This window comes from Bifidobacterium longum subsp. infantis ATCC 15697 = JCM 1222 = DSM 20088 (genome assembly GCF_000269965.1).
Classification (GTDB): Bacteria; Actinomycetota; Actinomycetes; order Actinomycetales; family Bifidobacteriaceae; genus Bifidobacterium; species Bifidobacterium infantis.
In genome coordinates this window covers 2,476,894-2,489,757 of sequence record NC_017219.1, presented here as the reverse complement: position 1 = coordinate 2,489,757, position 12,864 = coordinate 2,476,894, and the positions used below count along the sequence as shown (strand labels likewise).

The window sequence follows — 12,864 nt, the reverse complement described above, 5'->3', positions numbered from 1 at the left end:
CTGCCGTTTCAGCTGATGATTGCCCCGATATCGCACCTGCGCCACTAAGATAGGAAGCCATGACAAGCTTTGCAGACATCACCACCATGGGCGTGGGCGGACCCATCGCCCATTTCATCGAGCCGACCACGCGCGTGGGGCTCATCGAAGCCGTGGAGGATGCCGATTCCAAAGGCCTGCCTCTGGTCGTCATCGGTGGCGGGTCCAACCTGCTTGTTTCCGATAGGCCTTTCGACGGCGTGGTGGTTCGAGACGCCCGACGCCTCATCACCGTGCCGGACGAAGCCGCGCCGGTAGAGGGCGAGGATCGCACCGTGCATGTCAATGCCGAGGCCGGTGCCAATTGGGATGATTTCGTGGCCTTCACCGTAGAGCTCGGGCTCGAGGGCGTCGAGGGACTGTCCGGCATTCCCGGCACAGTCGGCGCTTCCGTGGTGCAGAACATTGGCGCCTACGGGCAGGAAGTCGCCACTTCGGTCGAATCGGTGGAAGTCTGGGATCGAGACACCAAAACCACGCGCGACCTCACGCCAGCCGATCTTCGATTCGGCTATCGATGCTCCGCACTGAAGGCCAGCATGTACGCCGGTCCCGGCCAGCCGGCCGACCGATTCTTCCCGACGCCACGTTACGTGGTGCTCTCCGTCACCTTTGCCCTGACCCACTCGGCCGAAGGCACGGTAGGTTACGGACAGCTCGCCAAAGCGCTCGGCGTCGAAGTGGGCGACCGTATGGCCACCGCCGACATCCGCAAAGCCGTGCTCGCAGTACGTGCCGCCAAAGGCATGCTTGAGGACCCCACTCGCTACGCCTTGCCCGACATGGCCACCGCCAAGCACGAGGCCAATATCCTGACCGATCTGGAGCGTCTGGCCTCCCTCAATGAGGCCGCCGGCATTCCCGTTGGCGATGACGGCCTGCCTGCTCCCGACTACAATCGCCACAGCTGCGGCTCGTTCTTTATGAATCCGATTCTGACCGCCGACCAAGCGGCGGCCCTGCCCGAAGATGCGCCGAGGTTTGACGCGACTCTGCCCGACGGCACTCCCGGCACCAAGACGTCCGCTGCCTGGCTCATCGACCATGCCGGCTGCCATAAGGGATATAAGGTCGATGCGGACGCGCCGGCCAGTCTATCCACGCAGCACACGCTGGCCTTGACCAATCGTGGGGGAGCGAGCGCGGCCGATATCGCAGCTTTGGCGCGCGCGGTTCAGCAGGCAGTCAAGAGCGCGTTCGGAGTGGACTTGGTGCCCGAACCGGTCTGCGTCGGTGTGCTGTAATCGCGCTATTGATCGATGGAGTGGGGTATTAATCCCATATATTGCGGACTCTAAGTCTTATTAATATACAAGACACACGGGCTCTTCTATACTCGATTGTCGGTATTGTGCGCATTCGGTGCGCAAACAACAGAGAAAAAGAAGAGCACTATGCAACTGTTCCGTACGAAATCCGTCGAACAGACCATTGCCGAAACGGGTGAAGAGGGCCGCAAGCTCAAGCGCAACCTGACTTGGTGGGATCTGTCAATCATGGGCGTGGCCGTAGCCGTGGGTGCCGGCATCTTCTCGGTGGGCGCGCAGGCCGCCGCCTTCCACGCCGGCCCGGCCGTGATCATCAGCTTCCTGATCGCCGGCATCGTGTGCGGCGCAGCCGTGATGTGCTACGCCGAATTCGCTTCGATGATTCCGGTGGCCGGCTCCGCCTACACCTTCACCTACACCACGGTCGGCGAGATCATGGCCTGGATCGTCGGCTGGGATCTGATCCTGGAGATGCTGATGGCCGGCTCCGTGATTTCCAAGTATTGGGGCGTATACCTCAACGATTTCATGCGCCTGATGGGCTGGAACGCCAACACCAACCTGACGTTCGGCTCCTTCCATATCGATATCGCCCCGATTATCATCGTGGCGTTCTTTACCACGCTGCTCGTATTCGGCACCAAGATCGGCGCCCGCGTGGACGGTGCTATGACCGTGCTCAAGATCGCCATCGTGTTCTTTGTGGTGATCGTCGGCTTCTTCTACGTCAAGGCCTCCAACTTCACCCCGTTCATTCCGCCGAGCCAGCCGGCCTCCACCGTGGAAGGCTCCTCCGCCGTCACTGGTTTGATGACCCAGCCGCTGTGGCAGTTCGCCACCGGCATGACCCCATCCGTGTACGGCGTGCCCGGCATCCTCTCGGGCGCGGCACTCGTGTTCTTCGCGTTCATCGGCTTCGACGTGGTGGCCACCGCTTCCGAGGAGACCAAGAACCCGCACAAGAACGTGCCGCTCGGCATCGGCGTGGGCATGCTGCTCATCATCGTCATGTACATGCTCGTGGCCGTGGTGACCACCGGCATGGTCTCCTATGCCGATCTCGCCAAGCAAGACAGCCCCTCGCTGGCCACCGCCTTCGAACTGGTGGGCGCCGACTGGGCCGCCAAGATCATCAGCTTCGGCATCGTGCTGGGCCTGGCCACCGTGGTTATGGTGCTGTTGCTCGGCCTGACCCGTATCGTCTTCGCCATGAGCCGCGATGGTCTGCTGCCGCGCGGTCTGTCCAAGACCGGCAAGCATGGCACCCCGGCCGCTCTGCAGATCGTCGTCGGCGCGGTGGTGGCGCTCGTGGCCGCCTTCTTCGACATCGGCGTGCTCTCCGACATGGTCAACATCGGCACCCTGTCCGCCTTCACGCTGGTGGCCATCTCCATCCCGATTATGCGCAAGAAGCGCCCCGACCTGCCGCGTGCCTTCAAGATGCCCGGCAACCCGTGGATTCCGATCCTCATCGCCGTGGCCAACTTCTGGTTGATGCTCAACCTGTCCGTACTCACCTGGATTCGTTTCGTGGTGTGGCTCGTGGTCGGCGTCGCCATCTACTTCGGCTACGGCTACTGGCATGCGCGCCTCGGCAAGGGCGACCTGACCGAAACGCTGTCCGCCGAAACCGATAAGGCCGTTAACGGCTGAGAGCGAGGAGCGTCCCAACGGGCGCGTACCCTCGTACCAGTATCTGTTAAGGAGGATTCCATGCCATATGTGATCGCTCAGCCTTGCGTGGATGTCAAGGACAAGGCTTGCGTGGACGAGTGCCCCGTCGACTGCATCTACGAGGGTTCCCGCTCGCTGTACATCAACCCCAACGAGTGCGTCGACTGCGGTGCATGCGAACCGGTGTGCCCCACCGAGGCCATCTTCTATGAGGATGATCTGCCGGACGAGTGGGCTTGGTACAAGGATGCCGCTATCAACTTCTTCGCTGAAGTCGGCGATTTGGGCGGCGCTTCCGCCAATGGCCCAATCGGCAAAGACCCGGAACAGGTCGCCGCGCTGCCGCCGCAGAACCAGTAAGCTGATTTGCGGATAAGCGCTGCACACAGCGCATAGTTCGGATTGAACCCTCGGTCTATCACGGCCGAGGGTTCGTCGTATCTTAGGAACATACCGTCCAAGAAAGGGGTTCTCATGGGCTTCCACGCATATTCGTCGCCATACGACTGGTCTCGTATCGCCGGCTTCAAAACCACCGCCAAAACCGTGCCGGGTGGCATGATCGACCTGTCCGTAGGCTCACCCGTGGACCCGGTGCCGAGCAGTGTCCAGCAGGCGCTGGTTGCCGGCGCAGACGCCCCCAACGCCCATGGATACCCGGTCACCGCCGGCACCGCCGACCTTAAGGCCGCTATCGATACATGGTTCCGCGAACTGCGCGGGGTGGATCTGAAATCCATCAACGCTGCCGCCGTACCCACCGTGGGTTCCAAGGAGGCCGTGGCGCTGATGGCCAGCCTGCTGCACCTTGGCGAAGGCGATGTGGTCGTCCAACCGGCTGTCTCCTACCCGACTTACGAAATCGGTACCCAACTTGCCGGCGCCACCGTGGTCAAAGTCGATGATGTGACCGACGTCGATTCCTGGGTGAATATTCCGAACGTCAAGGCCATCTGGATCAACTCGCCGTGTAATCCCTCCGGCGAGGTCATCTCCGCTGACTGGCTGACCGACATCGTGGCTGCTGCCCGTCGCATCGGTGCCGTGGTGCTCTCCGACGAATGCTATGCGTTAATGGACTGGCGTTCGGCGCGCCGCAATACAGCCGCGTCCTATGCGCCTGCCGCGTCTGCATCTGCCGCGTCTGTGCCTGCCGCACCGGTGGCCGAATCCAACGAGCCCGCCTCCGATACCGCATTCAGTCTCTCCGCCACGCCATGTGCCCTGAATCCACATGTGTGTGAAGGTTCGGCAGCTGGCATCCTGGTGCTCTACTCGCTGTCCAAGCAGTCCAACATGGCCGGCTACCGTACGGCTCTGATTGCCGGCGATTACCGGCTAGTCAAGGAAATGGCCGAATGCCGCAAGCAGATCGGCCAGATTATCCCCGGCCCGGTGCAGGCCGCCATGGCCGCAGGTCTGAAGGACACAGCCGCTGTACACGAGCAATGGGGGCGTTACCGTCGCCGCCTATCCGCGCTGGTTGACGCACTGAAGGCATATGGCTATTCGGCACAAATGCCCTCCGGCGCGCTGTACGTATGGGTCAAGGCCAAGTCCGGCGACTGCTGGGCCGATATGGCCGAGCTCGCCAAGATCGGCATCATCCCCAGCCCCGGCGAATTCTACGGCGCTCCCGCCTACCTGCGTTTCTCCGCCACCGCCACCGACGAGGCCATCCGCTCCGCCTGCGAACGTCTCACGGCGTAATGAGATCGCAAGTGGCGTTGAGCCGTTCACGCCCCAAACTGGGCGGCCTTGCTGCCAAATTTGCGGCGCACAGCGTCCAGTGCGGCCTCGGCATCATGCAAACGTGCCTGTGAGGTCTGGCCGCGGGCATTGGCGGCCTCTTCAAGCATGTCATCCAGTGAAGGCTGCACGGCCGTAGCCGCCGCCTCGCTGAGCGAAGACGTGCTCATACCGGCCAAGCGAATAGTTTTGGGCAGGGGAGTGGCAGACTCCGCCGAGGCCGGTAGCCCCAGCATGACTTTCAGCTGCCGCACGCATTCCGGGTACAGCACGCCGGCCGTATCGGTCGGCCGCTCCATCGTAAAAGACCGGGTCTGATAGCTCAGGTCGGCGAACCGCAACTTCACCGTCAGCGTGCGCGCCACCAGCCCCTTGCGCCGCAGCGTGCTGGCTACTTCGTCGCAGGCCGAACGCAGTAGCCCACACACCACGCGCATATCGCGTGTATCCTCGGCCAAGGTTTCCTCGGACCCAATGGATTTCTCCTCGCGCACCGTGGTAATTTTGCGGGAATCCAACCCGTGCGAGGCCGCCCATAATCCACGTGCCGCAGCCGGGGAGCCAGTGGCACGAGTCAATGCAGTCTCATCCAGCTGAGCCAATTCAGCCACCGAATGCACGCCCCAAGCATTAAGCCGCTTCTCCAAAGACGGCCCGATGCCCGGAATGCCACGCAATGGCATCATCTGCACGAACTCAGCCGAGCGGGCCGCCGGAATCAGCAGCATGCCGTCCGGCTTGGCATTGGTCGAGGCCATTTTGGCCACCAGCTTGTTACAGGCGATACCCACTGAACACGTCACGTGGAAGCGCTCGGCCACCTGAGCGCGAATCCACGCGCCGATCGCGCTCGGTCGCCCCCACTCCAGCAGTGCGGTGGACACATCCATATAGCCCTCGTCCACCGAAACCTGCTCGAACCGGTCGGTGACGGTCAAAAACACCTCGTGCATGATTCGGTGCGACATCATGCGGTAATACGCCATATCCACCGGCAGAAAGACGCCGTTCGGGCACAACTGATGGGCGCGCGCGGCCGGCATCGCCGAATTGATGCCGTATCTCCGGGCTTCGTAGCTCGCGGCGGACACCACCGCGCGCGGCCCGGTGCCGATGATCACCGGCTTGCCTTTGAGCCCGGGGTTGCGCGCCACCTCCAATGAGGCATAGAAGGCATCCATGTCGATATGCAGCACGGTGCATCCGGTCTCGTCGTGACCCCAATCGCGTTTGGCGGCCTCAAGTCTCGGTGCGGTGCTCATACCACCATTGTAGGAATGCCGAACGAGGTCATGCTCACTATGTGGCGCGCATGGCGCGGCGCTCATTGTCATAATGCCGAATATCACCGGAATTCCAAGGGTTTGCGCACTGTGCGGCTGTTTCGCATGGTGGGTGCGATTCCACGGAATCGTCCACATTGCGTCACTGTCCGCAACGCCTTCCAAGCCACTGCGCGCTGTCCCGGCTCTCCGAGTAGCGTAAACCTCATGAAGAAGGCAGTGGTCGGTATCCTCAACCATGTTCCCGTGGTGCTTATCGTGATCGGTGTGGTGTTGGTGATTTGCGCGGTTATCGTTACGTTCTCCGGCGATGCCGCGCCCGCGGACGGCCAATAATGTGTCGTTCGGCACGCCGTATCCGCAGGACGTGGTACAGTAATTTGCTGTTGCGCATTATTGCGTAACGTGGAGTCATGCCTGAGTGGCCGATAGGGGCACCCTGCTAAGGTGTTAGTCGTGTAAACGGCTCGAGGGTTCGAATCCCTCTGACTCCGCGAGCAGAGCCGGAACCGCTGATTTCCAACGGTTTCCGGCTTTTTCGTGCTTGAGGGCGGTGTGTCGGCCGATGCGTCGGCCGCTGCGCCGATCGATGCGCGGTCCGGTGCGTTCCGTTCCAATCTCCCGCCGCCCTTCTAAGGTGGAGCGTATGACCGAGATCTACGAAACCCAGAGCGAACGCACCGATCTGCCCCTCGTCGTGATGCCGTCCGTGCTCGACGCGATGATCGAGCCCATCAAGGCCCAGTTCCCCGCGCTCCACGACGTTGCCCGCGTGCGTATGTTCGAGGAATTCACGTCCGACGAGGCGACCATAGCCGAGCGTCTGAAGGATGCCGACGCCCTGCTGGTGGGCGGCTACCACATTTCGGATGATCTGCTGCACGCCATCAGCGAGCAGGGGCACGTCAAGTGCATCGTGTTCTGCGGTACCGGCGTCGCCAGCTACATCAATCTCGATAAGGCGCGCGAGCTGAAGATCCGCGTCTGCAACGCCGAACATTATGGCGATCACGCCGTGGCCGAGCACACCTTCGCCCTTCTGTTCGAGCTCATCCGCCGCGTTGGCCAACTCGATAAGGACGTCAAGGCCGGCAACTGGGCGTGGGCCGGCGGCGATGGACTGCAACTCGCCGGCCGTCGCATGGGCATCATCGGACTGGGCGGCATCGGCGCCACCGTGTCCGGCATCGCCCGCGCCTTCGGCATGGAGGTCGCCGCATGGAATTCGCATGTGCCGCCCGAACATTTCGAACGCTCCGGCGCCACTCCGGTCGACGATCTCAACGAGCTCATCGAAACCAGCGACGTCATCTCCGTCCATCTGCCGCTGAACAACGCCACGTGCGGCATCGTCACCGCCGAGAACCTTGCGCATGTGAAGCCCGGCACCCTGTTCATCAATACCGCCCGCTCCGAAGTCATCGAATCCGGTGCGCTGCTTGCCCGACTGCAAAAGGGCGATGTTCCCGCCGCACTCGACGTGTTCGACCACGAGCCGCTGACTGCCGACGACGCCATCTGCCATGTGCCCGGCATCGTCCTGACCCCGCACGTCGGCTGGCGTACCGACGGCGCGTTCAAGGAGCTCACCCGCCAGATGATCGCCTGCCTGACCGCCTACTTCGCCGGCGAGGACTATAACGTCGTCGTCTCCGAACGCTGATAGCCCTGCTTGGCCTCGCGCTCAGTCGAACACCCAGCCAGTCGACCACCGGAACACGCTCATGCAGACGATTCTCAACACGCCCGACGATCCCGCCCACGATTCGCTCGTCGAAAAAAAGTCCGAATTCATCGGCGACGCCGCCCATGTCGATACGCTCGACGAGGCGCTCGCGTTCGTGGCCGCGATCCGTGAGCAGCATCCGAAAGCCCGACACGTGGCGTATGCCGCCGTGTGCGGAGGCGCGGATGGGCGACTATCCGAACGCATGAGCGATGACGGCGAGCCGTCCGGTACCGCCGGCAAGCCGATTCTCGACGTACTCAAGCAGTCCGGCACCACCGATTGCGTGGTTGCCGTCACCAGATATTTCGGTGGTATTCTGCTGGGCTCCGGTGGTCTGGTCCGCGCGTACTCATCCGCCGCATCATTGGCGATGAAAGCCGCCCGCGCCGCCCGCATCATGACCGCCAAGCGATACCGGGTTCGCCTCGAATACCCGCAGTTGGCCCGATTCCAGCAGATTCTGGCGCAGCTCGGTGGCAGTCAGGAGGATGAATCGTATGCGGCGAACGTCGAGTTGACCGCGGTGGTGCCGCAGGATGATTGCGCGCGATTCGAGGAGCGTGTGCGGGAAGCGTTCAATGCCGCGGTGGTGCCGGATCCGATTGACGTGGTCAACATTCCGGTTCCGCTCGCGTGACGCCTGTATGACTAAGCTGGGCATCATGACCGACGAGAACACCACCAGCCAGCAGACCCAGCCCACCGAGGCCGCAACTGAGACTGCAACCGACACGGACGCCCAGCAGCAGGACCAAGGCGCGCAGGCCGCAGCCGAGTCCGCCGCTCCGGTGGATTTCGAACCGCTGACCGCTACATACGAGCGTCTGCGTCATTCCAACGACCCGGCCGAACTGTCCGAATTCGCCCGTCGGCCGTTGCCTGACCGTGCCGATCAGGCGGCGTTCTCCCGCGCCACCGCACTTTTGGAGGCTGTGGCCGGCAACCCGCACACCCCGGTGGCCGATCGCGTGTTCCTCGCCGACACCATGCCGTTCCCGAACGTATTGGTCAAACTCTCCGAAGACCCCGAACCGTCCGTGCGTCAAGCCGTGGCCGCCAACGGGGACGACAAGAATTGGCTGGTCGGCCGCCTGACCAAGGACCCGGTGCCCGAGGTCCGGGATACGGCGTTGAAAAACAAGCGCACCAGCTGGAAGATGCGGCTTGAGGGCGCGCAGGACCCCACTGCGGATGCGGAGACATTGGATTTCTTGGGCGTACTTGGCACCGAATCCGAAGAGGGAGCACCGGCGGTGCTTTCCTCGATGGTCCGCCGTGCCGTGGCGCTGAATCCCAATACGTCCGAAGCGATGCTTGCCAAGTTGGCCAACGACCCCTCGGCCGAAGTGCGGCACGCCGTGGAAAGCCGCCGCTAAGCACACTGTTGCTGTGTTTTGCCGCGCAAATTTGGCCGGCAATCACCCCATATCCACCATTGTGAGCGCTCACATCTCACTGTGTGAGGGCTAAAAGTACATAATTTGGCGGAATCACGGCATTTTGCTTACGGTGTGGCGCAATCAAACGGCGTTAGACTGGGGCTATGAGTGAGATTACCGAGAGTGAAGAGCGTCTGGCCCGTCCGTTGATTCGACTGGCCAAGTTGGTCGGTGTCGGCACGAGTTATGTGGGCATGAGCCATGACTACCACGAGATAGACGATGACGTCCTGATCGAGGTGCTGGCAGCGCTGGGCATCGACGCCTCCAGCGAGAACGCCCAACTCATCGCCATCCGACGCATTCTGAACGAGCGTTACTCCCGATTGGTGGCACCCACCGTGCTGCATATCGCCGGTAGCGAGGACCGGGTGCTGGTGAACACCGGTATTCTGGACGTGCCTTCGGCGAGCATCACGCTGGAGAATGGCGAGCCATATCAGGGCACCGTTGAAGTTGGTCCTGGAGATGGATCCCAGGCCTACGACTTGGATGGCACGTTCATTTCGAATGCGGCTGTGGTCATTCCCGCCGATCTGCCGATCGGTTACCATACACTGCATGTCAAGGTCGCCGACCGTGTGCAAGACGCCACTTTGATCAGTGCGCCTGATCGCGTCGATCTGCTTGACCCGATGAAGGGCGGCAGTCTGTGGGGCTGGATGGCCCAGCTGTACTCGATTCGCTCATCCAACTCCTGGGGCGTGGGCGATTACGAGGATCTGAAGACCATGCTGGTGGATGCCAAGCAGAAGACCGGTGCCGACTTCGTGCTCATCAATCCGGTGCATGCCGCCGAGCCGGTGTCCCCGCTCACCCCGTCGCCGTATCTGCCGGTAAGCCGTCGCCTGATCAACTTCACGTACATCCGCCCCGAGGCGATCGTCGAATATGCCACGCTCAGCGAGGGCGACAAGAACGCCGTCGACGGGCTGCATGCCGATACCGAACCGCTGAACGGTGATTCCCAGCTCATCGACCGTGACGCCATGTGGCGCAGCAAGATGCACGCCCTGTGGATTATCTTCAAGGCCGGCCGCACCGCCGAACGCCAAAGCGCGTTCGACCAATTCAAGGCGGACTACGGTTCCGACTTGGAGGCGTATGCCACGTGGTGCCTGTGCTACGACAAGTGGGGGGCGCCCAACGGCGAGGAGAGCAACTGGGAGCGCAAGTTCAACCGCAACTCCCCGGAAATCGCCAATCTGCGCAAGCAGTACCCGGACACTTTGGACTTCTACCGCTGGCTGGAATGGATTGCCGCCGAGCAGCTGTCCTCCGCCCAGCAGACAGCCAAGGACGCCGGCATGCATATCGGCATCATGTCCGATATGGCCGTCGGCGTGCACCCCTCCGGCGCTGACGTGTGGTGGAATCCCGAGCGCTTCGCCAAGGGAGCCACGGTCGGCGCACCGCCGGACATGTTCAACCAGCAAGGCCAGAACTGGAGCCAGCCGCCGCTGAGCCCGATCAATCTGGAGGCCACCGGCTACGAGACCTACCGCAATATGGTGCATGGCATGTTCGCCCGTGCCGGTGCGGTGCGCATCGACCACATCCTTGGCCTGTTCCGCCTGTGGTGGATTCCCGAGAACCGTTCGGCTATGGATGGCGCTTACGTGTACTACGACTCAGACATCATGCTGGGCGTTCTGGCCATCGAGGCCTCTCGTGCCGGCGGCGTGGTCGTAGGTGAGGACCTCGGCGTGGTGCCGGACCATGTGGCCGATTCCCTGTCGAGCCACGGTATTCTCGGTTGCGCCGTTGAATGGTTCGAGCAGCGCGACGGCGTGTTCCGCGCCCCCTCCCAGTGGCGTCCGTACGCATTGGCCTCCGTGAATACGCACGATCTGCCGCCGACCGCCGGTTACCTGGAATACGAGCACGTCAAGATTCGTGAGCGTCTGGGCTTGCTGACCGGCCCGGTCGAGGAATTCGAAGCCTCCGCAAAGACCGAGCAGGATGCGATGCTGGCCATGCTGGTCGAGCAGGGCTATCTTGATGCCGACTTCGCCGAACATCGTGAGGATCACGAGGCGGATATCGTCGACGCGCTGTACCGCGCACTGAAGGGTTCGCCGTGCAAGCTGCTCGCCGCCTCGATCACCGACGCGGTGGGGGAGAAGCGTGCGCAGAACCAGCCGGGCACTAACAACGAATACCCGAACTGGCGCATCCCGCTGGCCGACGCCAAGGGCAACGTGGTACCGCTCGAAACCCTCTTCGACACCCCCGGCGCCCAACGCTTCGCCCAGATCTTCAATTCCTGACCCGCTTTACCTCCCTCTGACGAGCCGAGTCGTTAAGCGGACAGTCCAGTGGACTGTCCGAAGACGAGGCCTGAACGAAGCGATAGCTGAGAGAAGGCAGGGAATTGCCTCACCGTAGGTGAGTCGGTTAGCCGAAGTGGGTGGGAGAGAGACCATAAATAGGGGAAGAGAAGCCATAAACCCAATGGAGTGTCCCCAGTTGCCCTATGTCAAGCCCGGCGATATACTAGTGGATTGTTGTGTTTCCCTAAGGGGTCCTTCAAAGCGCTATCCCACTCGCCATCGAGGACTTTCAGGGAGCCCACGGATAATGAGGTTCGATGCCTCTTGGATGCGGCCCTGACCAAGCCACGCCAAGCAGCTGAGACCCGGAACACAATATAGAAAAGGTAATCCAGTGAAAACTTTCACTCCGAAGCCAGCTGATCTGACTCATGACTGGTACGTCATCGACGCCACCGACGTGGTGCTCGGCCGTCTCGCCACCCAGGCTGCAGTTCTGCTGCGCGGCAAGAACAAGCCGACCTACGCTCCGCACGCCGATTCCGGCAACCACGTGATCATCATCAATGCCGACAAGATTGCTCTGACTGGCAACAAGATGGGCAAGGAACTCTACTCGCACTCCGGTCGTCCCGGTGGTCTGCGTCGTGACTCCTACGCCGAGCTGCTCGAGAAGAACCCCGAGCGCATCATCAAGAACGCTGTCAAGGGCATGCTGCCGAAGAACCGTTTGGCCAAGGTGCAGCTCGACCGCCTGCGTGTCTTCCGTGGCGCCGAGCACCCGCACACCCCGCAGAAGCCCCAGGTCTTCGAGATCGCCCAGGTCTCGCAGCAGGCCAAGTGAAACCTGAGAGGAGATAAGAATCATGGCTGAAAACACCAACGACTCCCAGGTTGTCGAGACCGAAGAGGAGCTCACCAACTACACCACCGAGACCAACGCTGGCGCTGGCACCGGCACCTCCGCGATCGAGCCGGGCTACGGCACCGGTCGCCGCAAGGAGGCTGTCGCCCGTGTCCGTCTGGTTCCGGGTGACGGCAAGTGGACCATCAACGGCCGCACTCTGGAGGAGTACTTCCCCTCCAAGCTGCTGCAGCGTGAGGTCAACTCCCCGATTGTTCTGCTCAAGCTCGAAGGCAAGTTCGACGCTATCGTCCTCGTTGACGGCGGCGGCACCACCGGCCAGGCCGGCGCCATCCGCCTCGGCGTTGCCCGCGCTCTGAACGCCATCGATCGTGATGCCAACCGCGCCGCCCTGAAGAAGGCTGGCTTCCTGACCCGCGACGCTCGCGTCGTGGAGCGCAAGAAGGCTGGTCTGCACAAGGCACGTCGCGCCCCGCAGTTCTCCAAGCGTTAATTTCGCTTGTCCTGTACCGAGCATACAAAGGCTCTCCGTGGAATTCCACGGA

12 protein-coding genes and 1 tRNA gene are annotated in these 12,864 nt (G+C 62.1%); 12 read left to right on the top strand and 1 reads right to left on the bottom strand.

All coding sequences use genetic code 11. The features are described from left to right. Positions 1–59: 59 nt before the first annotated feature. The 4 genes from BLIJ_RS11645 (at position 60) to dapC (ending at position 4,691) form a co-directional block, all read left to right on the top strand. Positions 60–1,283, top strand: a complete 1,224-nt coding sequence (locus BLIJ_RS11645; RefSeq protein WP_012578489.1) for a UDP-N-acetylmuramate dehydrogenase — start codon at positions 60–62, stop codon at positions 1,281–1,283. Between the two features lie 150 nt (positions 1,284–1,433). Then, entirely contained in the window at positions 1,434–2,960 is a 1,527-nt protein-coding gene (locus BLIJ_RS11640) for an amino acid permease (protein ID WP_012578488.1), read from the top strand. A 60-nt stretch (positions 2,961–3,020) separates the two neighbouring features. Then, positions 3,021–3,341, top strand: a complete 321-nt coding sequence (gene fdxA / locus BLIJ_RS11635; protein WP_012578487.1) for a ferredoxin — start codon at positions 3,021–3,023, stop codon at positions 3,339–3,341. Positions 3,342–3,455: 114 nt separating this feature from the next. After that, positions 3,456–4,691, top strand: a complete 1,236-nt coding sequence (gene dapC / locus BLIJ_RS11630; protein ID WP_012578486.1) for a succinyldiaminopimelate transaminase — start codon at positions 3,456–3,458, stop codon at positions 4,689–4,691. Between the two features lie 26 nt (positions 4,692–4,717). Here dapC and dinB read toward each other — a convergent pair whose 3' ends face one another. After that, a complete protein-coding gene (dinB, locus tag BLIJ_RS11625) occupies positions 4,718–5,992 on the bottom strand; it encodes a DNA polymerase IV (RefSeq protein ID WP_041982141.1) in 1,275 nt (424 codons plus the stop codon). A gap of 228 nt (positions 5,993–6,220) precedes the next feature. Between dinB and BLIJ_RS15220 the strand changes: the two genes are divergently transcribed. From BLIJ_RS15220 to rpsI, 8 genes are all read left to right on the top strand, one after another. Then, a complete protein-coding gene (locus BLIJ_RS15220) occupies positions 6,221–6,349 on the top strand; it encodes a hypothetical protein (protein ID WP_256756146.1) in 129 nt (42 codons plus the stop codon). Between the two features lie 71 nt (positions 6,350–6,420). After that, a tRNA-Ser gene (locus tag BLIJ_RS11620) sits at positions 6,421–6,507 on the top strand. Positions 6,508–6,659: 152 nt separating this feature from the next. Continuing rightward, on the top strand, positions 6,660–7,676 hold the full coding sequence (locus tag BLIJ_RS11615) for a D-2-hydroxyacid dehydrogenase family protein (RefSeq protein ID WP_014485161.1): 1,017 nt from the start codon (positions 6,660–6,662) through the stop codon (positions 7,674–7,676). A 61-nt stretch (positions 7,677–7,737) separates the two neighbouring features. Beyond that, positions 7,738–8,379, top strand: coding sequence for an IMPACT family protein (locus BLIJ_RS11610; RefSeq protein WP_012578483.1), 642 nt, complete (start codon positions 7,738–7,740; stop codon positions 8,377–8,379). A gap of 7 nt (positions 8,380–8,386) precedes the next feature. After that, positions 8,387–9,118, top strand: a complete 732-nt coding sequence (locus BLIJ_RS11605; RefSeq protein ID WP_012578482.1) for an AbrB family transcriptional regulator — start codon at positions 8,387–8,389, stop codon at positions 9,116–9,118. Between the two features lie 167 nt (positions 9,119–9,285). Further along, positions 9,286–11,451: a 4-alpha-glucanotransferase gene (malQ, locus tag BLIJ_RS11600; RefSeq protein WP_012578481.1), complete on the top strand. Its 2,166-nt coding sequence runs from the start codon at positions 9,286–9,288 to the stop codon at positions 11,449–11,451. A gap of 397 nt (positions 11,452–11,848) precedes the next feature. Next, entirely contained in the window at positions 11,849–12,298 is a 450-nt protein-coding gene (gene rplM, locus BLIJ_RS11595; protein WP_012578480.1) for a 50S ribosomal protein L13, read from the top strand. A gap of 22 nt (positions 12,299–12,320) precedes the next feature. Continuing rightward, complete coding sequence (gene rpsI / locus BLIJ_RS11590) at positions 12,321–12,812, top strand: 30S ribosomal protein S9 (protein WP_003829868.1); 492 nt, start codon at positions 12,321–12,323, stop codon at positions 12,810–12,812. Positions 12,813–12,864 lie beyond the last annotated feature (52 nt).

Excerpts from the sequence above, each read along its gene's own strand:
- BLIJ_RS11645 (WP_012578489.1), top strand. The coding sequence starts at position 60 with ATGACAAGCTTTGCAGACATCACCACCATGGGCGTGGGCGGACCCATC.
- BLIJ_RS11640 (WP_012578488.1), top strand. The coding sequence starts at position 1,434 with ATGCAACTGTTCCGTACGAAATCCGTCGAACAGACCATTGCCGAAACG.
- fdxA (WP_012578487.1), top strand. The coding sequence starts at position 3,021 with ATGCCATATGTGATCGCTCAGCCTTGCGTGGATGTCAAGGACAAGGCT.
- dapC (WP_012578486.1), top strand. The coding sequence starts at position 3,456 with ATGGGCTTCCACGCATATTCGTCGCCATACGACTGGTCTCGTATCGCC.
- dinB (WP_041982141.1), bottom strand. The coding sequence starts at position 5,992 with ATGAGCACCGCACCGAGACTTGAGGCCGCCAAACGCGATTGGGGTCAC.
- BLIJ_RS15220 (WP_256756146.1), top strand. The coding sequence starts at position 6,221 with ATGAAGAAGGCAGTGGTCGGTATCCTCAACCATGTTCCCGTGGTGCTT.
- BLIJ_RS11615 (WP_014485161.1), top strand. The coding sequence starts at position 6,660 with ATGACCGAGATCTACGAAACCCAGAGCGAACGCACCGATCTGCCCCTC.
- BLIJ_RS11610 (WP_012578483.1), top strand. The coding sequence starts at position 7,738 with ATGCAGACGATTCTCAACACGCCCGACGATCCCGCCCACGATTCGCTC.
- BLIJ_RS11605 (WP_012578482.1), top strand. The coding sequence starts at position 8,387 with ATGACTAAGCTGGGCATCATGACCGACGAGAACACCACCAGCCAGCAG.
- malQ (WP_012578481.1), top strand. The coding sequence starts at position 9,286 with ATGAGTGAGATTACCGAGAGTGAAGAGCGTCTGGCCCGTCCGTTGATT.
- rpsI (WP_003829868.1), top strand. The coding sequence starts at position 12,321 with ATGGCTGAAAACACCAACGACTCCCAGGTTGTCGAGACCGAAGAGGAG.